The sequence below is a fragment of the Propioniciclava coleopterorum genome, assembly GCF_011393335.1.
Lineage (GTDB): Bacteria > Actinomycetota > Actinomycetes > Propionibacteriales > Propionibacteriaceae > Propioniciclava > Propioniciclava coleopterorum.
Genome location: NZ_CP049865.1, coordinates 1,225,246 through 1,245,167 on the forward strand (window position 1 = coordinate 1,225,246; position 19,922 = coordinate 1,245,167).

Annotated in this window: 17 protein-coding genes and 1 pseudogene; 8 read left to right on the plus strand and 10 right to left on the minus strand. The window is 69.6% G+C overall.

Going from position 1 to position 19,922, the window contains the following annotated elements:
- Positions 1-285: 285 nt before the first annotated feature.
- From G7070_RS17625 to G7070_RS05965, 4 genes and pseudogenes are all read right to left on the minus strand, one after another.
- Complete coding sequence (locus tag G7070_RS17625) at positions 286-1,650, minus strand: AAA family ATPase (protein ID WP_246227406.1); 1,365 nt, start codon at positions 1,648-1,650, stop codon at positions 286-288.
- A 197-nt stretch (positions 1,651-1,847) separates the two neighbouring features.
- Positions 1,848-2,813, minus strand: a pseudogene (gene mobF / locus G7070_RS18465) (MobF family relaxase); the annotation flags it as partial.
- 115 nt (positions 2,814-2,928) lie between these two features.
- Positions 2,929-3,129, minus strand: coding sequence for a hypothetical protein (locus tag G7070_RS05960; RefSeq protein ID WP_069408167.1), 201 nt, complete (start codon positions 3,127-3,129; stop codon positions 2,929-2,931).
- Between the two features lie 350 nt (positions 3,130-3,479).
- Entirely contained in the window at positions 3,480-4,049 is a 570-nt protein-coding gene (locus tag G7070_RS05965) for a TetR/AcrR family transcriptional regulator C-terminal domain-containing protein (RefSeq protein WP_005882738.1), read from the minus strand.
- A 38-nt stretch (positions 4,050-4,087) separates the two neighbouring features.
- On the opposite strand from G7070_RS05965, the gene tet(33) reads away from it, so the two are divergent.
- Positions 4,088-5,311, plus strand: a complete 1,224-nt coding sequence (gene tet(33) / locus G7070_RS05970; RefSeq protein ID WP_166235039.1) for a tetracycline efflux MFS transporter Tet(33) — start codon at positions 4,088-4,090, stop codon at positions 5,309-5,311.
- A gap of 818 nt (positions 5,312-6,129) precedes the next feature.
- Here the strand turns inward: tet(33) and G7070_RS05975 are convergent.
- From G7070_RS05975 to G7070_RS05995, 5 genes are all read right to left on the minus strand, one after another.
- Entirely contained in the window at positions 6,130-7,131 is a 1,002-nt protein-coding gene (locus tag G7070_RS05975) for an IS481 family transposase (protein ID WP_065247305.1), read from the minus strand.
- Positions 7,128-8,309, minus strand: a complete 1,182-nt coding sequence (locus G7070_RS05980; RefSeq protein ID WP_065247304.1) for a Cmx/CmrA family chloramphenicol efflux MFS transporter — start codon at positions 8,307-8,309, stop codon at positions 7,128-7,130. Before G7070_RS05980 ends, G7070_RS05975 begins: the two co-directional genes overlap by 4 nt.
- Positions 8,310-8,556: 247 nt before the next feature.
- Positions 8,557-8,877: a sulfurtransferase TusA family protein gene (locus tag G7070_RS05985; RefSeq protein WP_166232745.1), complete on the minus strand. Its 321-nt coding sequence runs from the start codon at positions 8,875-8,877 to the stop codon at positions 8,557-8,559.
- A gap of 43 nt (positions 8,878-8,920) precedes the next feature.
- The gene (locus G7070_RS05990) at positions 8,921-9,991 is read right to left on the minus strand and encodes a YeeE/YedE family protein (RefSeq protein ID WP_206079977.1); all 1,071 of its coding nucleotides are present in this window, start codon (positions 9,989-9,991) and stop codon (positions 8,921-8,923) included.
- Between the two features lie 138 nt (positions 9,992-10,129).
- Positions 10,130-10,435, minus strand: coding sequence for a sulfurtransferase TusA family protein (locus G7070_RS05995; RefSeq protein ID WP_246227407.1), 306 nt, complete (start codon positions 10,433-10,435; stop codon positions 10,130-10,132).
- 427 nt (positions 10,436-10,862) lie between these two features.
- On the opposite strand from G7070_RS05995, the gene G7070_RS06000 reads away from it, so the two are divergent.
- Both G7070_RS06000 and G7070_RS06005 read left to right on the plus strand, forming a co-directional pair.
- Positions 10,863-12,575: an outer membrane protein assembly factor BamB family protein gene (locus G7070_RS06000; RefSeq protein ID WP_166232747.1), complete on the plus strand. Its 1,713-nt coding sequence runs from the start codon at positions 10,863-10,865 to the stop codon at positions 12,573-12,575.
- Positions 12,576-12,579: 4 nt separating this feature from the next.
- Entirely contained in the window at positions 12,580-13,119 is a 540-nt protein-coding gene (locus G7070_RS06005; RefSeq protein WP_166232749.1) for a GNAT family N-acetyltransferase, read from the plus strand.
- Positions 13,120-13,233: 114 nt separating this feature from the next.
- On the opposite strand, the gene G7070_RS06010 is transcribed toward G7070_RS06005, so the two are convergent.
- Positions 13,234-14,457, minus strand: a complete 1,224-nt coding sequence (locus G7070_RS06010; RefSeq protein ID WP_166232751.1) for a glycosyltransferase — start codon at positions 14,455-14,457, stop codon at positions 13,234-13,236.
- A gap of 45 nt (positions 14,458-14,502) precedes the next feature.
- Here G7070_RS06010 and G7070_RS06015 point away from each other — a divergent pair, with 45 nt between their 5' ends.
- The 5 genes from G7070_RS06015 to G7070_RS06035 all read left to right on the plus strand — a co-directional run bounded on the left by G7070_RS06015 (position 14,503) and on the right by G7070_RS06035 (position 19,808).
- Positions 14,503-15,516, plus strand: coding sequence for an NAD-dependent epimerase/dehydratase family protein (locus tag G7070_RS06015; protein WP_166232753.1), 1,014 nt, complete (start codon positions 14,503-14,505; stop codon positions 15,514-15,516).
- Positions 15,509-16,324, plus strand: a complete 816-nt coding sequence (locus G7070_RS06020; RefSeq protein ID WP_166232755.1) for an MBL fold metallo-hydrolase — start codon at positions 15,509-15,511, stop codon at positions 16,322-16,324. Before G7070_RS06015 ends, G7070_RS06020 begins: the two co-directional genes overlap by 8 nt.
- Positions 16,317-17,612, plus strand: a complete 1,296-nt coding sequence (locus G7070_RS06025; RefSeq protein WP_166232757.1) for a F390 synthetase-related protein — start codon at positions 16,317-16,319, stop codon at positions 17,610-17,612. Before G7070_RS06020 ends, G7070_RS06025 begins: the two co-directional genes overlap by 8 nt.
- The gene (locus tag G7070_RS06030) at positions 17,599-18,528 is read left to right on the plus strand and encodes a 3-oxoacyl-ACP synthase III family protein (RefSeq protein WP_166232759.1); all 930 of its coding nucleotides are present in this window, start codon (positions 17,599-17,601) and stop codon (positions 18,526-18,528) included. The genes G7070_RS06025 and G7070_RS06030 overlap by 14 nt, the downstream gene beginning before the upstream one ends.
- A 134-nt stretch (positions 18,529-18,662) precedes the next feature.
- Positions 18,663-19,808, plus strand: coding sequence for a PucR family transcriptional regulator (locus G7070_RS06035; protein WP_166232761.1), 1,146 nt, complete (start codon positions 18,663-18,665; stop codon positions 19,806-19,808).
- Positions 19,809-19,922 lie beyond the last annotated feature (114 nt).

Here is a 19,922-nt window from a genome sequence, read left to right on the forward strand (position 1 = left end):
TTTCACCAATGGAACGCATCCCGGGAGTGCACCTGACTTGGCACTACGGTGTCGATGCGGATCTTGAGCGCACGCGACGGGTACAAGTACCTACTGCCCATCGTCGCGGCCGTCGACGATGACAGGTCGATGTCGACTGCTCTGGCGTGCTGCTACGCGGAGGCGGGGACGCCCCCCCGCCGCTGGTCTCGTCCACAATCTACGCCCCGCGTATTCGGTGACATCAGTAGGCTGGAACTGCGCACAGGCCAACGTTCACAGGTGAGTGCGTTTACCGAACCTCGGCTAGCCGAGTTCGACGTGCTCGGCGACATAGCTCGCCGGCAGCGTGATCGTGGTGCGCCGCTTCGATCCGGCCCGCCGTACGGTGAGGGAGCCGTCGTCGTTCGCATGGGTGACATGCCAGCGGTCGCCGTTTTTCACCCAGCTCCGCCCGAGCGAGAGGCGCCGATTGTTCTCGCGGGTGATGATGAGATCGCCACGGGAAGCTTCGTTGCCGTCATGGAGCTTGACGCCGTCCACAGCGACGTCGCCCTGGACGATTCGGTCGGTGCGGGCGCGGGTGTTGAGCGCCGAGACCGTGTCGAGGGTTTCCGCGATCAGCACCGTACTCTTTCCCGTCGCGAGATCCGTGCGCCAGGCTTGGTAGGCGGCTTCGAGAATCTCGTCATACCCGCCCGGCACGACGCGGCCATGCCGGATGTAGGTGTCGATGACGTCGGTGTCGCCGATCCGCAACTGCAGGGACGCCTGCTTCTCCCAGTCGTTTCGGAAGCGGCGCACATCGACCAGTTCCGGGGCGTCGCCGCGGTCACGCACGAGCATCCCGAACGCGCCGCCCGCGTCGACCGAGGCGAGTTGCGCCCAATCGCCCACGAGCAGTACTTTCGCGCCCACCTGCTGGGCGTGACTGGTGACGGCGTCGAGCGCGAACGTTCCGCCCAACGAGGCTTCGTCGATGATGACGAGCTGCCCGCGCGTGAGGTTCCATCTCCCGAGGCGATGCTCATGCAGCCACTTCGCCGTGTTCTCCGTACCGATCTCGAGATCCCCGGCGAGGACGTCGGCGGCAGCGGCAGAGGGCGCGAGCCCGGTCACCGAGCCTGTCCCGTAGCGTCGCTCCCAGGCTCGGCGCAGGGCACGCATCGTTGTGGTCTTCCCCGTCCCTGCGGGGCCGACGAGGACGTCGAGGACGCGGCCGGAGACGCCGATCTTCGCGATCGCCTGCTCCTGATTCACCGACAGGGTGTGCCCGTCGCGGTTCTTCGTTCTGGCAGCGTCCTCGATCCATGCCAGCGGCACGGTCGGCGCCGACCGATCATTCGACGCGGCAAGGAGTCGGTCTTCTGCCGCGAGCACCTGCTCGGAGGAGAACACCGTTCCGGCTTTGGGGCGGAACACGCTCGCCCCGTCCGCACGACGAAACAGCGACGGGCTCGTCGCGAGCTCGGGCGGAGTGAGACGCAGCGAGACCCGTTCTGCGGCATCGACGATCTGCTGGGTGATGGCGTCCCGATCGTTCGCGGACGCGAAGCGGAGATCCATCGTCTGCCGGACCGCTTCCGCGTGGAGGTTCCACCGTTTCCACGTCGCTCGCCGGTCACCGACCTGCTGCACCACGACCTCGGCGACCTCCTCAAGATCCTCCAACGGGATATCGTCTGCCCGCAGTAACGGTTCGTGCTCACTACCGGCGAGCAGTGCCGACGCCCAGGTCGGCGCGTCCTCACCCAGCAACGCGGTCGCGCGTTCTCGCCACTGGGAGGTGAGGTCGCTGAGAGAGTGCTGTTGCTTCGGGGCCGGGTTTCGAGCGTGGCCTGCTGCCGGAACTGCCACACCAACTTCGGGGACGGCTGCCTCCCGTGCTTCGAAACGTACTCGTCGACCAGCCGGTCTTTGACCTGCTCGATATCGCGTGTGCGGGAAGAGAACTCATCCATCAGCTCCTGCGGCACGCCGACGATCTCCCACGCAGTGGAGCGCCCGGCTCCGCGCTCGCGGGCTTCCCACCCGACGCCGAGGATCTGAGTGAGATGGTCCGAGAGGACGGCGTTGTAATGCTCCGATAGGCCCGTGACGGCGGCGTGGATAGCGCGGGAATCGAGCGTGCGCCACTTCCCGTCATCGACGGCTTGGACGCGGTTGGCGATCACGACGTGCGTGTGGAGTTGTGGATCCGCGGTCCGAGAATCGTAGTGATCGTAGGCGGTCGCGATCACACCCCGCACGTCGACTTGCGCGACGGCGCCACGCGGCCCTTTCGCGCCGACCCTGGTCATCGCGACGTCGCGCTCAAGCAGGGCGATCACGTCTCGGATCGCGGTGTGATGGGCTTGGGCGACGAGTGCCTGAGTTCCGCCATCGGCAACTGCCCAGAGAGTCGAGACGGACTTAGGAACCGAGAACGTGAGATCAAACCCCGCGACGGGCGCATTCGTAGGCTTCTGTGCCTCCTCCGCCTCGATCAGCGTTTGCTGAGCGGCACGCTCACCTGCGGTGAGGGACTTCGGGAACTGATCGATGCGGCGCTGTGCCCGCTCGCCTGCGGTGGCGAATTTCCGGTACGGGCGCCCCAGTTGCTCGCCGCTGCTCGGATCCTGCCCGTGCCCCATGAGCCGCCGTAACTGCTCCTCGCTCACCGAGGCGCCGACGGCGATCTCTCCGGCGAGCCCTGGGAGGCCGGCCCCGAGCCAGATGCCGGGAGGCGTTCCTGCTTCAAGGTAGTACCTTGTCAGCGCTGACGACGCATCGCGATCCCCGTCGCCAGCGACAACTGCGTTCAGCAGGTACCGGTACCCGTCCCCAGCGGTCATGACCCTGATCGAAATCGTCACACTGGGCAGGTGCGCCGCAGATCTTGGGATCTACCCTCGGAAGGCGGAGAGCGCGATGTTTGCGTCAATGCAAGGAGATAGCGAAGAGCGCGCTTCAACGGAGATGCTCGAATGGGTCCACGACGGATTGGAGTCCGTGGTCGCGGCAGACGTAGATGATTCGCACGCCGTACCCGTCGGCGCCGCTCGGCTCGGGGTCGCATTCTGCGCGGCAGACGTTACAGAGCCGGTGCTCGTTGCTCCCCCAGACCGTGACCTCGATATCGTCGGGGATCTCCATTCCGTCGAACTCCATATGCGGAGGTTAGCTGTCGCGGATTGAGTCGTGTCAAGATGCGGCACCGATGCTAAACCGCCGTTACCTATGGTCATCGCGCCGGTCGCGCACTCGACGCTTAGTTCTTGAGGTACTCGAGGACGGCGATGACGCGCTTGTTCCCTGTGCGCTCGTTAAGGTCGAGCATGGTGAAGATGCTGCTGATGTGCAGTTCCGCGATCGCGACGCGACATGCATACGGTCCCTGATTTGCTCGTTTGTGAGCCCCATAGCCATGAGCGAATCGTCAGTATCGCGGAGGAGGAGGTGCTGCGGGAGCGGGAAAGGATTGACCTTACTGACGCAGAGACCCAAAGTGCGAGCATCCCTCATCGCTTTGATGCCAGCCCTTCAACCATTGCAACTAACCCGAACTCGAAATCTAGGTCTTGATCGACAGGCTCACATCCGTTGTCGAGCGCTGTTTGTTCTTCTAGTACGAAACCGACCGTATAGCGGCTGATAGCCATGAGAGCTCGGACCGCAGAGCCCTCAGCGAATCCTTCGGACACGAGAAACTCGATCTGACTTTCGGGGGCATCCGAGCCCGCTGGCATCTGGTCACTCTTTTGACGGTGAAACTCTGCGTGCAGCCGTGCTCCATCCCGGACTGCCAGAAGCGCTGTCCGGAAGCTCCGCGCGTTGCGCAGGAGAAAGTCGTCCCAGCGCTCCCCTGACTCTGGGAGTGAGGCGTGGTGTTCGCGATCAAGCACATCAGCTGCGAGCGATCCGAGCAGGTGGGCCTTTGTCCGAAAGTGCCAGTAGAGTGCTGGCTGCTGCACCCGCAGATGCGCAGCCAGCGCCCGCGTGGTGAAACCGTCGATCCCCGTGTTATTGAGCACATGCCTCGCACCGCGCAAGACTGCTGCACGATCGAGTCGCGCTTGTTTCTGAGCCATGCTTGAACTTTATCATCGATAACTGTATCGTTGATAAGGTGTCATCTCTCACTTCCGCTCGTGGCTCGTTGGCCACGGTCCTCATCACGGCTAGCCTCGACGCCGCCGGCATGGGCCTGGTGATGCCGATTCTCCCCGCACTGCTGCACGAGGCAGGGGTCACCGCTGATGCGGTTCCGCTGAACGTCGGAGTGCTGATCGCGCTCTACGCGGTAATGCAGTTCATCTTTGCCCCCGTACTGGGAACACTGTCGGACCGATTCGGCCGCCGCCGGGTGCTGCTTGTTTCCCTGGCCGGTGCGACCGTCGACTATCTCGTGCTCGCCACGACGTCCGCTCTGTCGGTGTTCTATATCGCCCGCGCAGTGGCTGGGATAACCGGAGCGACCAATGCGGTCACCGCCACCGTGATCGCCGACATCACGCCACCCCACCAGCGCGCCAAGCGTTTCGGTTTACTCAGTGCCTGCTATGGCGGCGGAATGATCGCGGGGCCAGCCATGGGTGGACTGTTCGGTGCCATCTCGCCACATCTGCCGTTTTTGCTCGCTGCTCTTCTCTCAGCGAGCAATCTGGCACTCACCTTTATCCTGTTACGCGAGACCCGTCCTGATTCGCCTGCGCGCTCTGCGTCGCTCGCTCAGCATCGTGGTCGCCCCGGCCTCAGCGCGGTGCCTGGGATTACCTTCCTATTAGTCGCATTCGGCCTTGTTCAATTCATTGGGCAGGCTCCAGGTGCGACCTGGGTGCTGTTTACTGAACACCGCCTCGACTGGAGTCCCGTCGAAGTTGGAATCTCCCTGTCCGTCTTCGGGATCGTACAGGTTCTCGTGCAGGCCCTACTTACTGGCCGCATCGTGGAGTGGATCGGTGAGGCAAAAACAGTCATCATCGGGTGTGTTACCGACGCCTTGGGTCTCGTAGGCCTGGCGATTGTCACTGACGCATTTTCCATGGCGCCTATCTTGGCGGCACTGGGGATCGGTGGCATCGGCCTCCCCGCTCTGCAAACCCTTCTCTCCCAGCGCGTCGATGAACAGCGCCAAGGGCGCCTCCAGGGTGTGCTCGCCAGCATCAACAGCGTCACATCGATCTTCGGACCGGTCGCTTTCACAACGATCTTCGCGCTCACTTACATCAACGCCGACGGCTTCCTCTGGCTCTGCGCCGCAGCACTCTACGTGCCCTGCGTGATTCTCATCATGCGTGGTACAGCAGCGTCCCCGAAGTTCGGCTCATGGGCGAGCGGCGACTCGATGTGAGTTGTGAGACGTGAGCAGGAGCAACACGGCGGCGACACTGCTTCGCCATGGCCGACTAGCGAGACGGCACCACCGGGAAACTCGGCATCATCTACCAAGGACAGGTCAGCTGGGAGCCTGATAGACCCATCGAAATGTGCGTGCCGATCGCGGAGAAGGGCCGGGCGCATCGGATCGAGCCATAGCACCATGAGTCTTCACGGAAGTGCGTCGACGGAGACTTCGTTGTGAACCGGGCCAAGGGAGAGCTGGAGGCCCTCTCCGAGTGGCTTGCCGATGACATGAGCTGGACGCTCATCGAGAAATCCACACACAGCGGCCCCAGTGCAGCCCGAGAGGTGCGCCCGCCGTTCTCCCGAGCGGGTGGAGGTCATTTCTGTCGTCATCCACGGACGACGCGCTTCCTGCGACGGCTACCTCGAGGCTGGAGGAATGCGCGTCCGTTTCAGCCATGCGTTCCGCTTGGTCAGCGCCCCCAAGACCTCGATGATCGCAGAACTGCGACGCTACTGCATCGAGACGCAGGTTGACTGAGGCCTGTGCGGACAGCACGAACGACCCTTGAGCCCGTAATCTGGGAACCGCAGAAACTACCCGATCGAAACGCAACTACTTTGCCGGCCCTACGGGGTTGGCTCGCGGTCGTCGTCCTTGGCCGCGACCGTGCGCAGGAGGTGCTTGTAGCCATCCCTCGCGATCATCACGCGCATCGAAACCGTCACGACGCTACTGCCTTCGACGATCAGGGGAGTGGGGACTGATCGCGGAGGCGCTGTCCACTTTGGTTAAAAGATTGCGCCGCTGTAGACGACCGCCATCTAGATGTATGAGGTCATGAGGTTGTTGACTCGTGTCGGTGTCGCAGAGGCGGGCGGTTGCCCGTCGTGAGCGCCGTGGGGACGGTGATAGTTGTAGTGCCGGTTCCACACTTCGAGCGCGGTAGCGCGTTCGTCTTCTGAGCGCCAGGTGCGAGCGTAGAGAAACTCTTCGGCGAGGATCCGGTTGTAGCGCTCGACTTTGCCGTTGTGTCGGGGCGTGTATGGGGTGATGCGCTGGTGTCGGCTGGTCCCGACTGCGTCGCGGAAAGCTGCGGATCGGTAGCAGGAGCCGTTGTCGGTTACGACGCGCTCGATCCCGGCGATGCCGTGCTCGGCGAACCAAGCTCTTGCACGCCCGAGGAACGCGACGGCAGTGACGGCTTTCTCATCCGGCAACGCTTCGGTGTACGCGAGTCGGGTGTGCCCGTCGATGGCCGAATGCAGATAGACGTACCCCGTCTTCGTGCCTCGGGTCTTCTTACGTGCAACAGCTTTAGCCTTCTCGCTGCCTTTGCCGTGCACGCGCCACCCGCCGCCATCGGGGATGCGACCGACCTTCTTCACGTCCAGGTGCACCATGTGGCCGGGACGTTTGGTGGTGATGTGTTGCGGTTCCCGGTTCGTCTCGCCGTTGGGGTCAATAAACTTGCGCTGGTTCAGGCCCAGCTGCGCGAGGAGCCGGGTGATGGTGCGCCGGCTGACCGGTGTTCCCGCTTGCTTGAGCTCGAATGCGATACGCGACGCCGACCATTTATGTTCTCGTCGCATTGACTCGATCTGCTTCACGAGGCGGCCAGGCGTTGCAGAGGGCTGCCGGATCGGCGACGACGAGCGGTCCATTAGGCCGACCTTCCCGAATCGTTTGTATCGGTTGACCCATTTCGAGGCGGTCGCACGGGAGACCCCCATCTCGGCGGCAACATGAGAAATGGGTCGAGTCCGACAGCGCGCGACGAGTCGACGACGACCTTCGACCGTCAGGGGCGCGTTTGCGTGCGTCACTTGACCACCTCGCTCTCGACGGGTGCAATCAGCCGAAGAAGCGGAACTGCGAGCAGTAGTGCCGTGGTGGTCACGAGCACGGCTACCCAAACGGGTCCGAGCGCGCCCGGCATAACGCTGAGTGCGGCAGAGGCGAGCACGGGACCGGCTGCCGCGCCCACGTTGAGTGCCGCTGTCGCGTATGACCCCGCCATGGTGGGCGCACCCGCCGCGGCATAAAGCACTCGCGTGATCAGCGTGCTCCCGACGGCGAACCCCACCACACCCTGAGCGAAAACGAGCCCGAGCAGGGCGACGGGGTTCGTTGCGAAGAGCGCCAGCGCGACCCACCCGAGCACCAGAACGCTGCCACCGCCCACGATGACGATGCGGGGTCGGGCATCCGAGAGCCGTCCCGCAACGGTGACGCCGATGAAGGAGCCGACGCCGAAGAACACAAGCGCCACCGGCACCCACCACTGGGTCAGGCCGGCGGTGTCCGTAACGATCGGCGCGAGAAAGGTCAGCGTGGCGAATGTGCCGGCATTCACAAGGGCAGCGAGCAGCATCGTTAGGACGAGGCGCGGAGAGGACAGCTGCGCCAGCTCCACGCGCAACGAGGTCGAGGACGACTCCTCCTTTGACGAGTCGTCGGCTTTAGTGGTGAAGCCCGCAGCGATGCCGATCGCAGCGGGGATGCAGAGAAGTGCGATCGCCCAGAACGTCGACTGCCAGCCAAGTGCCGTACCAAGTAGCGTACCCGCGGGGACGCCTGCGACGGTGGCGACGGTGGTACCCGCCAGCAGAACCGCCACGGCCCGACCTTTGGCATCGGGTGCTACGAGTTTTGTTGCCGCACCCAACGCGACCGCCAAGAAGCCTGCATTAACGATCGCCGCGATCACGCGCGTGATAAACAGAACAGTGAAGTGCGGGGTGAGAGCCCCGATGATATGGGTCAGCGCGAAACCGATCACGCAACCCAGGAGTGTCGCTTTTACAGGGAGGCGACGAGTGAACGCGGCCATCACAGGTGCACCGATTACCATCCCTGCGGCGAACGCCGACGTCAGGAGACCAGCGGTCCCCACGGAAAGGCCGAAGTATCTGGAAATGTCGGGCACGAGGCCGGCGAGCATGAATTCGGAAGTACCCATGGCAAAGACCACCAGGGCAAGAAGATAAAGAGCGAAAGGCATCGAGATAGCTCCGAAGCGAGAGTACGAACAAGAGAACGTCTCGTCACCACGGTCAGCGCCCAAAGGACACCCGAATGACATGCTGCACGTAGCGGGCAGCAGGGAGCTAGGGGCTCAGCTGAGGTGAGGGGCTGACGGCGTGACCGAAAGCCCCTGAGTGTCCGATTCAGGGCTCGACATACGACTCATCGTAGCCGCTTACGTCGCCACCCACAAAGCACGTCAACAACCTCATGGCCAGCAACAGCTAGCCCTTGCGGACCGTGATGGTCCAGGCGGCGTCGCCGGTGGCCTCGAAGTGGGTCACCTCGTGGCCGTTGGCGGCGGCCCAGTTGGGGATGGAGTCGGTGGCCTGGGTGCAGTCGAAGTCGATGACGAGTTCGTCGCCGGCGGCGAGCCCGCCGATGGCCTGCTTGGCCTCCACCAGCGGGAACGGGCAGACCTGCCCGAGCGTGTCGAGCCGGTAGCGGCGCGCGGTGCCGGTGGCGACCGCGGCGGGGGTCGGGGCGCCGCGCTCGGGGAGGTCGGCGTCCACGAGGGGCTTGCGGAAGCGGTCGAACAGGGACATGGGGTTCTCCTTGTGGGTGGGTGCGGTTCGGGAGCCGGCGGGGTCAGCGGGCGCCGACGAGGTCGTCGGCTGGGACCAGGACCGGCTGGGCGCCGGCGCGGCGGTGGGTGCGGATGAAGAAGTGGGCGCCCACGCCGACGCCGAGGAACGTGAACAGGAACGCGATCCAGCCCTGGTAGCCGAACAACGCGGTCTGGACGAGCGAGTTGCCGATGGTGCACCCGCCGGCCAGCGCCGCGCCGACGCCCATCAGGGTGCCGCCCGCGATGGCGCGGACGGCGGTGCGGGCGTCGGGGGCGCGCAGCCGGAACTCCCCCGACAGCTTCGCAGCCAGGTAGGAGCCGGGGATCAGTCCGAGGACGAACAGCACGCCCCAGTCGATGCGCTCGGCGTTGCCGGTGGTGAGGAAGTCGACCAGGTTGGCCGAGGGCGTGGTGATGCCGAGGCCGGAGTTGCGTCCGGTCAGGTTGGACAGCGGGTACGCGACGGCCGCGAGCACGCCGACCACCACGGCGGTGACGTTGGGGCTCCAGGGGCGGTCGAGCAGCAGGCCGGCCAGTCCGGCGCGGCGCTGGGCGGGCCGCGCGACCGCGACCCGGGCCCGGCGCTGCCGGGCCAGGGCCCAGCCGACGACGGCGGCCAGCACCACGACGAGCACCCATGCGCTGATGCCGAGCGAGCCCTGGATGGTGGTCAGCCCCGACTTCTGCGCCAGGACGCCGTCGTTGAGCGGCTTGAGGGCGCCGTACTTCATGACGGACGCGAACAGCGCGTAGAAGATCAGGGCGATCCAGCTCCCGATGAGCCCCTCGCCCGATCGGTAGTAGGTGCCGGTGGCGCAGCCGCCCGCCAGCACGATGCCGATCCCGAACAGGAACGACCCGCCGATGACGCCGGCCCAGACGAGCTGGGGGACGCCCGCCTTGATCAGGCCGGCCGACAGCATGCCCTGCACGAGGACGGCCTGGACGAGGATCGCCAACCCGAAGGCCGTGAGCCAGCGGGTCGAGCCGCTGAGCCACACGTCGCGGAAGGCGCCGGTGACGCAGAAGCGCCCCCGTTGGAAGACGAATCCCAACAGGGCGCCGAGCGCCAGTCCGGTGAGTAGCAACACGATGATCTCCTTGGGTGGGTGGACGGGAGGGTGGACGGAACAGGGGTGGCGGTCGACGCGTCGATCGCGTCGTCCGCGGGCGGGGTGAGCCCAGATGGCGCCGTGCGGCCGTCGCCGCGAGAAGGGGTGGGGAAGGGTTCAGGCCTTGCGGAGCGTGATGGTCCAGGAGCCGTCGCGGTGGTCCAGGGCGGTCACCTCGTGACCCTGGGTGTGCGCCCACGCCGGGAGCGAGCGGGTCGCCTCGGGGCAGTCGAACGCGATCGCCAGCTCGTCGCCGGCCTCGAGCTGCTCCAGGGCCACCGCGGCCTCGACCAGCGGGAAGGGGCAGGGGTGGCCCAGGACGTCGAGTCGGTAGCGGGTGGGGGTGGCCACGGCGACGGCACCGGCGCTGCGCGCGTCGGCGGCGCCGATGAGGGGCTTCACGAAGTGGTCGAAGGGTGACACGGGGGTTCTCCTGGCCGGCGCCGCGGCGGGCGGCGCCTCATCACGAGAGGAAGCTCGTCCTCACCGCGGGCGCGGGGGTCGAGCCGAAAGAGTGGAGGGACGGCCGGGGACCGTCGGGCGGCGTGCTGCCGCGGGAGCGTGGATCAGGCCATGCGGGCCGGACAACACGGACACGCAGCCATGCGCACGCCGGCGACGGCGTGGGGCTGACGGGAGACCGTGGTGCGGCTCATGGGTGGATCCTTCGCTCGGTGCCGACGGAGCGTCGACAACGCACGACACGATAACCGCGTCCCGCGACCGGCGCCACCACGTATCTCACGCAACGGACGCCGCCGGCGCCGCACTGCGGGCGGGCCGGCCGCACGGGCCCCGGCTTGGCGCGGCGGTAGTCTGGGCGGCGTTCCGAGATGATCGAGGAGACGAGATGGTGAAGGCCCGGCGCGCGATCGCCACGGGAGTCGCGCTCGCGGCGGTGCTGAGCGTCGCGGCCTGCTCGACCGAGACGGTGCAGACCGGACAGCGGCCCAACAAGCCCGCCGAGTCGGCCCCCTCGGCACCCCCCACCGGGCAGCCGACGCCGATCCGCCTCGCGTCGCTGCCGGGGTGGACCGAGCCCACCAAGGAGGGCGACAACACGTTCAGCCGCCCGCTGACCCAGGCCGAGGGGCGGTTCTCGTGGTCGGTGGTGGACGAGGCCGGCAAGCCCGTCCCGTACTCCGCGAAGGATCAGGTCGTCTTCGGCGATCCCAGCCAGTACGCGCAGGTCCCCGGCGTGCTGACGTTCCGCGGCAACAACTTCCGCAACGGCGGCACCTACGGCACCCCGGAGGTCACCCAGCAGAAGCTCGAGGTCGCCTGGACGAAGCAGATCGGCGAGATCCGCGGCGAGGGCTCCTACTGGCCCGGCGCCGGCTGGACCGGCCAGCCACTGCTCGTGCAGTGGCCGCGCGAGACCAAGGTCGCGATGGGGCTGGCCGACAAGTTCGTGAACGATGACTCCTTCGTCGAGGTGATCTACCCGGTCTTCGAGGGCAAGATCTACCGGCTCGACCTCGCCACCGGCGAGCAGACCCGCGACCCGATCGAGGTCGGCTGGGGCTTCAAGGGCACCGCGTCGATCGACCCGCGCGGCTACCCGCTGCTGTACGCCGGGCAAGGGCTCAACGACACCAACGGCACCTATGGACCCTGGCGCTACCGGGTGTTCGACCTCATTCAGAACAAGGAGGTCTGGCACATCTCCGGGCTGGACCCGGCCGCGCCGCGCCACGAGTGGGGCGCGTTCGACTCCTCCGCGCTGATCGACGCCGAGACCGACACCCTGATCGAGCCCGCCGAGAACGGCCTCATCTACAAGGTGAAGCTGAACAGCTCCTACGACCCGGCGGCCAAGAAGGTCTCGATCGACCCCGACGTGACGCGGCTGCGGTACGCCGCGCCGGGCAACGTGCGCTACGGCGTCGAGAACTCGGCGGTCGCCTACCGCAACCTGATGTTCGCCGCCGACAACTCGGGCAAGCTGTTCGGCTGGGACGCCACCAGCCTGCAGATGTTGTGGATGCGCGAGGTCGGCGACGACACCGACGCCTCCCTGGTCCTCTCCGAGGAGGACGGCAAGGTCTTCCTCTACACCGGCAACGAGGTCGACAACCGGATCGCCGACGGCGGCACCGACTCCATCACCAACATGCGCAAGATCGACGCCATGACCGGCGAGCAGGTCTGGCAGTACGACATCCCGGCCTACTACACCGGCATCAACGGCGGCGTCCTGGCGACGCCAGCGCTGGGCACCGGCCCGTCCGCCGACATGGTGTTCTTCAACGTCTCCCGGACGACCGCCCCGCGCGAGGGCGACATGGTCGCGCTGGACAAGAAGACCGGCGAGGTGATCTGGCGCCGCCACCTGGGCAACTACTCGTGGAGTTCCCCGACCATCGTGACGAGCACCTCGGGCACGCAGTACGGGATCCTGGCCGACTCCGACGGCGTCATGCACCTGTTCGACCCCCAGACCGGGCTGGACATCCACACGATCAGCCTCGGCAAGAACGTCGAGGCCACTCCGGCGATGTTCGGCGACACCCTGGTGGTGGCGTCGTACGACCGCAACATCTACGCGATCAAGCTGCGCTGACCCGATGGACGCCGTCGCCCTGCGCACGGCGCGGCTGCTGCTGCGGCCCTGGCGCGTCGACGAGGCGGCCGTCCAGCGCGAGCTGTGGGCCGAGCGCGACCCCCGCGTCCCGGCGCACCGCCGGCTCGACGCGTCCGGACGCCCCAGCGTGGCCGACCTGGCCGCCCGGATCCGTGCGTGGCGCCCCGAGCCGCACCCGGGGTTGCTCGCCATCGAGGTCGCGGCCACCGGCGAGGCGATCGGCTACTGCGGCCTGATCGCCTGGACGGACGCCGCCGGCGACCCCGTGCCGCAGGAGGCGGAGATCGCCTACGAGTTGCTGGCCCGCGCCCAGGGCCGCGGCTACGCGACTGAGGCGGCCAGGGCGGTGGTCGCCGCGTCGCGCGGGCGGTACCGCCGGCTGTGGGCGACCGTCCGCGCGTGGAACGAGCCGTCGCTGCGCGTCCTGGATCGGCTCGGCTTCGCCCCGACGGGGCGCGTCGACCCGGACGCCGACCACGGCGACTCGGTGTACCTCGCCCTGGATCTGCCGCGGCGGTCCTGACGAGGTTGCTGGACGGCCGGGCGCGGCCGACGTACCTGAGCAGAAATCTCTTTGCTGTCCATGGGGTGAGTCTCCTCCTGGCCTCGGACACTTCCGCGCGCCCGACGCCACGCCTCAGCGCCCGCCGACCCCGGCGCGCACGGCGATCGCGGCGTCGTAGGCGGCGAGGAGGCCGGCCAGGTGCGTGCCCTGGGCGGCGGCGTCCCGGGCGCCCAGCAGCGCGGCGCTCATCGCGGCGACCCGGGTGGGGTCGTCGCGCAGGGACGCCAGCGTGGCAGCCAGCCCGGCGGCGTCCGGGGTGGGGGTGCAGACGCCGCCGCCGACGGGGACCGCCTCGGCGAGGTCGGGGTCGCAGAACACGACCGGCAGCCCCGACGCGACCGCCTCGAGCATCACCATGGGCTGGTTGTCGAAGTCGAACGAGGTCGACACGAACACGTCGGCGTCCCGCATCGCGGCGAGCACCCGCTCCTGCGGTACCGCGCCGTGCAGCGCGAGGCGCCCCCCGGGCACGGTGCCGGCGTGGCGCCGCGTGCGCTCCAGGGCGAGCCCGTCGCCGTACATCTGAGCCGAGACGCCGGGGGTGGCCGCCACCGCGGCCACGAACACCTCGGGGCGCTTCTCCGGGGAGACGCGTCCGCACCACATCACCCGCAGGTCGCCGCGCGGCGCGCGGAGCGCCGGCGCCCCGATGGCGTCGAGGACGGAGTCCTCCAGCCCGTTGGACAGCACGGTGAGCGGGGTCGTGACGCCCTGGGCGAGCAGCTTGTCGGCGAAGTGCCGCGACGGGACGATCACGTGATCGGCGTGGTTGGCCTGGCTGACCATGAGCCGCCACATCCGCCGGGCGAGCGCGGTCCCGGTGTAGGGGGTGCCGCCGAGCGGGTTCGTGGCGTGCGGCAGCCGGCGGTGGTGCAGCCCGGCCAGCAGCACCGTCGTGAGGGCGGGCAGCGGCAGGACGCTGCGGGTGTAGACGTCGACGCGGCCGTGCATGGTCTGCACCACGGGCAGCCGCAGCGCCCGGGCCGCGTTGAACGCGCCGAGCGCGGCGAACAGCTCCGAGTGCACGTGGACGACCTCGACGCCGCGCTGCACGAACGCCGTGCGGAGGGCGTCCTCGACGGCCTGCGGCGGCCAGGTGAACGGGTAGCCGTCGGGGCGGAAGAACGACGCGATCGGGAGCCCGACGATGCCCGGGTCGGGCGACGGCTCGGCGAGCGGGCAGAACACCGTCACCTCGTGGCCGGCGGCGGTCAGCGCCTCCCGGTGCGCCTTCACCACCGTCTGCACTCCGCCGAGGGTGGGCAGGTAGTAGTCGGTGACGAGGGCGATCCGCACGCGGTCACTCTAGGGGGCTCCGGGGCGTGGCCTAGCATGTGCCGCATGCCCGGACCGACCTCAGCGCTGCGCGTCCTGGTGACCGGGGCGAGCGGCTTCCTGGGCGGCCACGTCGTCCGCGAGCTCGCCGGGCACGGCCACGCGGCGGTCGCGTCCGGGCGCGACGAGGACGCCCTGCGCGCGCTCGGCGCCGCCGCCGACGGGATCGTGGTCTCCGACCTCGCCGGGCTGCCGGGGCACCGGACGCCGGTCGACGCCGTCGTCCACTGCGCGGCGCTGTCGACCCCCTGGGCGCGCCGGCGCGACGTCCACGCCGCCAACGTGGCCGGGACGCGGCACGCGCTGGACTTCGCCGCCCGCAACGGCGCACGCCGGTTCGTGTTCGTCTCCTCCCCCAGCGTCTACGCGGCGCGCAAGGACCGGCTCGGGGTCCGCGAGGACGAGGTGGACGTCCGCCGGCCCCTCAACGGCTACATCCGCTCCAAGCTCGCGGCCGAGGCGCTCGTCGCGCAGGCGCTGGCCGACGGCCGGATCGCCGAGGCGGTCATCGTCCGCCCGCGGGGGCTGATCGGCGTCGGCGACCCCAGCCTGGTCCCCCGCCTGCTGGAGGTGCACGCGCGCCTGGGCGTCCCGCTGTTCGGCGACGGCGACCACCTCATCGACGTCACCGCCGTGGAGAACGCGGCGCTCGGGCTCCGGCTCGCGCTCACCCGCGGGGACCCGCGCGCGGGCACCTACAACCTCACCAACGGCGAGCCGCGGCCGTTCCGCGCCCTGCTGGACCAACTGCTGGACGCCTGTGGGCTGCCGGCGCGGCACCGGCGGCTGCCGCGCGGCCCCGCTTGGGCGGCGGCGTCCGGGCTCGAGGCGGTGTGCGGCGTCCTGCCGGGTCGGCCGGAGCCCCCGCTGACCCGCTACACCCTCACGACGATCGCCCACGCGCAGACCCTCGACATCTCCCGCGCCCGCGCCGACCTCGGCTACGCGCCCCGGGTGAGTCTGGACGACGCCCTGGCGCGGATCGGCGCCGCCCACCGCTCCGGGAGGACGCATGCCTGACGGCCCCGGACACCCCGCCCGCCTGACCCGCTTCGGCTGCGGCGCGACCCACCACGACCTCGCCGGGCTGTTCCGGGGCGCGGCCCGCGAGCGCAGGACGTTCCCGTCGGCGGCGTACCTGTTCGACGACGGCGCCGGCCGCCGGGTCCTGTTCGACACCGGCTACGCGGCCGCGCCCTGGGACGCGGGCCTCGCGGGGGCGCTGTACCGCCGGCTGCTGCCACCTCAGATCGGGCCCGGGGAGACGATCGGCGCCCGCCTGAGCGCGGCCGGGATCGATCCCGCGAGCGTCACCGACATCGTCCTGTCGCACGCGCACCCCGACCACATCGGCGGCGTGGCGAGCTTCCCGCAGGCGCGGATCCTGCTGTCGGAGGGGGTCGCGCGGACGCTGCGGGCGCCGCGGCTGCGCGAGGGCGTCCTCGCGGGGCTGCTCCCGGACTGGTTCGACCTGCGCGTCCGCACGGTGCCGGACGCGGACTTCACCCCCGTCGAGGTCGCGGGCGTCCCCCTGGCGGTCGCGGACCCGTGGGGCGACGGCGCCTACCGGCTCGTGCGGCTGCCGGGTCACGCCCGCGGGCACCTGGGCGCGCTCGTCGACGGCCGCGTCCTGCTCGCCGGGGACGCCGCCTGGGCCGCCGAGTTCCTGCCGCGGGCGCGCGACCTGCGGGTGCTGCCCCGGTTCATCCAGCACGACCCGGACGCCTACGCGGCGACCGCGGACGCGCTGACCGCGCTCGCCGAGGGCGGCGTCCGGCTGTGCTTCTCCCACGACCCCGGCGACGACGCGGTGCTGCTCGATGGGTAGGGCCGCCATCGTGGCGGCGTTCGTCGCCGCCCGCCGGCCGCGCCGGGACCGGGCCGCGCTCGAGCGGCACCAGGCGCGGCTGCTGCGGCGGCAGATCCGGTTCCTGCGCGCCCGCTCGCCGCGCTTCGCCGACGTCCCGCCCGACGCCGGCCTCGCCGACCTGCCGACCATGGACAAGGCGTCCATGATGGCCGGCTTCGACGACCTGGTCACCGTCGGCGTCACCCGCGCCGAGGCGGAGGCCCTGGCCCTGGGCAACGAGCGCAGCCGCGACTTCACCGGCGACCTGCGCGGCTGCTCGATCGGGCTGTCGTCGGGGACGACCGGGCACCGGGGCCTGTTCGTCGTCTCCCCCGCCGAGCGGGACGCCTGGGCCGGCACCGTGCTCGCCCGGACGCTGCCGCGGAGGTGGCTGGTCGGGCACCGCATCGCCCTGTTCCTGCGCGCCGACAACACCCTGTACGAGTCGGTCGGGTCGCGCGCGGTGACGTTCTCCTACTTCGACCTCTACGCGCCGCCCGCGCAGAACCGGGCGCGGCTGGCCGCGTTCGCCCCGACGATCCTGGTGGCGCCGCCGTCGGTGCTGCTGCCGCTCGCCGCCGCCGCCGCGTCCGGCGACCTGCGGATCGCGCCCGCGAAGGTTTACGCCGTGGCCGAAGTGCTGACCGACGCCGACGCCGCGCGGATCGCGTCCGGGCTGGGCGTCGCGGTGGTCCACCAGCTGTACCAGTGCACCGAGGGCTTCCTGGGGCACACGTGCGAGCGCGGCGTCCTGCACCTCAACGAGGACCTCGCCCTGATCGAGCGCGAATACCTCGACGAACGCCGGTTCGTGCCGATCGTCACCGACCTGCGCCGCCGCGCGCAGCCGATCGTGCGGTACCGGCTCGGCGACGTGCTCGTGGAGCGCGCCGAACCGTGCCCGTGCGGGAGCGTCCTGACGGCGCTGGAGCGCATCGAGGGCCGGGAGGACGACACCCTGCTGCTGCCCGGCCTCGACGGGACGCCGACGCGGGTGTTCGCCGACCTGGTCACCCGCGCCCTCATCCACGCCGACGGGTTCACCGAGTACCGCGTCCGCCAGGTGGGGCCCGACGCGCTCGAGGTCGAGCTGGACGCCGACGCGCCGGCCGTGCGGCGGGGCGTGCAGGCGGAACTGGACCGGCTGTGGTCACGGCTGCGGGTCCGGCCGCCCGCGGTCGCGTTCATGCCCTACCGTGCGGCGGTGGGCAGGAAGCTACGGCGCGTCGAGCGCGCCTGGACGGGGGACACGGATGCGGCGCTGTGAGATCGTCGGGACCGGCTCGTGGCTGCCCGCGGGCACCGTGACGTTCGGCGACCACACCCGCTACCGGATCGCGCCCGACGAGTCGCACCTGGACGCCCTGGCCACCGCCTCCCGGCGGGCGCTGGACGCCGCGGGCGTCGCCCCCGACGAGGTCGACCTGGTCCTGGGGGCCTCGGCGGCCGGCGTCCAGCCGATCCCGTGCACGGCGGCGCTGGTGCTGGAGCAGCTCACCTCCGGCGGCCGCGCCGCGGCGTTCGACGTGAACTCGACCTGCACCAGCTTCATCACCGCGCTCGACGTCGCGTCGCGCTACCTGGCCCTCGGCGACGCGGAGACGGCGCTGATCTTCTCCGGTGACGTCGGGACCCGGTTCCTCAACCCCGACCAGCCCGAGGCGTTCCAGCTCTTCTCCGACGCCGCCGCGGCGGTCGTGGTGCGCCGGACCGACCGCGACGCCGGCGTCCTGGCCAGCGCGCAGCGCACGTGGCCCGCCCACGCGCACGACACCGAACTGCGCGGCGGGCTGTCGGCGCACCCTGCGGCCGCCTACGCCGGCGGCGACCCCGCCGACTACCTGTTCGACATGGACGGCCGCGCGGCGCTGCTCGCCATGGCCCGGGTGCTCCCGGGGTTCTTCGCGTCCTTCTTCGAGGCCTCCGGGCTGACCACGGACGACTGCGATCTGGTCGTCCCGCACCAGGCCAGCCCGGCGATGGCGCCCATGCTGCGGCGGCTCGGCTTCGCCGAGGGCCAGTTCGTCGACGCCGTCGCCGAGTACGGGAACATGGTCTCGGCGTCGGTGCCGTTCACGCTGGTGCGGGCCCTGGAGTCCGGACGCGTGGGGCGCGGCGACACCGTCCTGCTGTGCGGCACCGCCGCCGGGCTGACCGCCAACGCGCTGGCGCTGCGGCTGTAGCGCCGGGGGCGGCCCTGCCACGGTGGGGCCGACTCCCTGCCCCTAGCATGGGGCGATCATGCTCGGTCCTTCGTACGATGCGGCGCGTGCATCGCGATGCGGGGCGCCGACGGCGTCCGCCCTACGATGGCCGGATGGGTTCGACGTCGAACACCGCTCCGACGATGGAGGCCGTCCTCGCCCGGCTCAACGGCGAGTTGGCCGAGTTGGCCGAGCTGACGTGCACGCGCATCTACGACGAACTCGAGAGCTACGCCCGCATCGAGCCGCAGGCGCTGGCCGCGGCCGTGGGACGCAACCTGCGCACCGCCCTGACCGCGCTGCGCACCGGGCACGTGCCCGAGCCGGCCATGCTCGACGGGGCGGCCCAGACGGCTCAGGAGCGCTACGAGTCGGGCGTCCCCGCCGAGGAGATCGTCCGGGGGTTCCGGATCTCGATCGCGCTCATCCACGAGCATTTCCTCGACATCGCCGTGTCCGAGGGGCTCCCGGTCGAGGAGACCGTGGCCGGCTCCCGGATCATGTGGGGCGTCGGGGACGCGTTCACGACGCGCATCATCACCGAGTACCACGACCTCGCCCTGGACGCCGCCCTCCGCGACGCCCGCGCGCGGGCCGCCGCGGTGCACAGCCTGCTCGCCGGCGAACTGCCGCACGACGCCACCCAGGTCCCGATCGACCCACACGCCAGCTACGCGGCCGTGCACTGCGACGTCGACCACCCGGCCGACGTCGAACGGGTGCGGGCCGCGCTGGAGGCGTCCGGCTCGACCCCGGGGGCGCACGCCCTGGTGGTCTCCGACGGCGGCACGTGCCTGGGCGTCGTCGCGACCCGGCCGGCCGATCCCGGCGTGCCGGTCGGGCTCGGCCCGTTCGTGCGTCCGGACGAACTGCCGCGCTCGGACCGCATCGCGCGCCAGGCGCTGCTCCTGGCCCAGCGGCTCGGCCGCAGCGGCGTCCAGGGCAGCGCCGACCTCGGCTGGCGGATGGCCGCGGCGTCCCGGCCCGACGTGTGGCGGCTCTACGCCGAGCAATTCCTCACCCCGCTGTCCCCAGAGGGCGAGTTCGGGCGCGAACTGCGGCTCGCCGTCCTGGCCTGGCTGCGCCATCAGCAGAGCGTCAACCGCGCGGCCGCGGCCATCAACGTGCACGCCAACACCCTGCGCTACCGGCTGCGCCGGTTCAGCGACATCACCGGAGCCGACCTGGATGACCTCGACGACATCATCGGCGTGACGTGGGCGCTCGAGCTGGGGCACCCCGACAACTACGCGTTGTAGTTTCGTACAACCGCACCATCCAGAACGCTGTGGGTTCGTCCGTAGCCTTCCCCGGCGCGGGACCCTACGGTTGTGGCCAACGCCCGGTTGGAGATCCGAACGAAGAGGTTCCTC